This is a genomic window from Methylobacterium sp. GC_Met_2 (assembly GCF_026540795.1).
In the GTDB taxonomy this organism is placed as follows: domain Bacteria; phylum Pseudomonadota; class Alphaproteobacteria; order Rhizobiales; family Beijerinckiaceae; genus Methylobacterium.
The window spans coordinates 1-898 of record NZ_JALNUM010000264.1 but is presented as its reverse complement, the minus strand read 5'-3'; the positions used below and the strand labels follow the sequence as shown (position 1 = coordinate 898).

Here is an 898-nt window from a genome sequence, read left to right as displayed (position 1 = left end):
AGCATCGAGGACAAAGTGAAGGGCCTCGGGTTCGGCGCCGACGATTACCTGACCAAGCCGTTCCACAAGGACGAGCTGATCGCGCGCATCCACGCCATCGTGCGTCGCTCGAAGGGCCACGCCCAGTCGATCATCACCATCGAGGACCTCGTAGTCGACCTCGACGAGAAGATGGCTTCGATCGAGGGCAAACGTGTCCCCCTGACGACGAAGGAGTACCAGTTGCTGGAGCTCCTCGCCCTCCGGAAGGGTTCGACGATCACGAAGGAGATGTTCCTCAACCACCTCTACGGTGGCTTGGACGAGCCCGAGCTGAAGATCATCGACGTGTTCATCTGCAAGCTGCGTAAGAAGCTCGCTACTGCGAGCCAGGGCAAGAACTACATCGAGACCGTCTGGGGACGCGGCTACGTGATGCGAGACGGCATCGTCGAAATGCGAGCGATGGCGGGTTAGAGTTCTCTAAATCGACAAACAAAATCTTTAGCCCGTGTTGATTTCTGATGTTCGTCGGTACACACGTCCTGCTTCGCTTGAGCAGGTGCGCCGTGAACGAGAACGCAGAGACCATCGAGACTGCTGCCGCGGATCATATCGAATTCACGGCCGAGATTGTCTCAGCCTACGTTTCCAACAACCCAGTGCGTCCCGCCGATATGGCTGAGTTGATCGCCAGCACGCATGCTGCGCTCACTGGGCTCAACCAGAGTGGTAGACCCGCTGCTCCTGCGGCAGAGAAGCTTACCCCCGCTCAAATCCGCAAGTCGGTCACGCCCGACGCCATCATCAGCTTCATCGACGGCAAGCCGTACAAGACGCTCAAGCGTCATCTGAACGGCGCCGGCATGACGATCGAGCAGTACCGCGAGCGGTTCGGCCTGCCGCGGGACTATCCCTC

2 protein-coding genes are annotated in these 898 nt (G+C 59.1%); both read left to right on the top strand.

Annotated elements, in window-relative coordinates:
- Positions 1 to 456: response regulator transcription factor (locus tag OXS49_RS33360; RefSeq protein ID WP_267428773.1), on the top strand; the 456-nt coding region annotated here is incomplete at its 5' end.
- A 92-nt stretch (positions 457 to 548) separates the two neighbouring features.
- A partial coding sequence (locus tag OXS49_RS33355) for a MucR family transcriptional regulator (protein ID WP_267428772.1) occupies positions 549 to 898 on the top strand: 350 nt, incomplete at its 3' end.